This window comes from Paenarthrobacter sp. AR 02 (assembly GCF_021538675.1).
GTDB lineage: Bacteria > Actinomycetota > Actinomycetes > Actinomycetales > Micrococcaceae > Arthrobacter.
In genome coordinates, this window is record NZ_JAJUKH010000027.1 from 1 (window position 1) to 272 (window position 272).

1 rRNA gene is annotated in these 272 nt (G+C 57.4%); it reads left to right on the forward strand.

Features of this window, described 5'->3' with window-relative positions:
• Positions 1–162: 162 nt before the first annotated feature.
• Positions 163–272 (forward strand): 5S ribosomal RNA (rrf, locus tag LRQ04_RS20505); the annotation flags it as partial.

The window sequence follows — 272 nt, forward strand, 5'->3', positions numbered from 1 at the left end:
TTACACCACACAACACACTGCACGCGTCCACTATGTGGTTCCCAACCAACAACCCCGGGAACCAACACACAACAAAATAAACAACCAAGCACCACAGTTGTAACCACAGTCTTCCCACCCACCCCCAAGCAACAACAGCGGGGTTGGGACGGGTAACAAGGTTACGGCGGTCATAGCGTGGGGGAAACGCCCGGTCCCATTCCGAACCCGGAAGCTAAGACCCACAGCGCCGATGGTACTGCACCCGGGAGGGTGTGGGAGAGTAGGACACC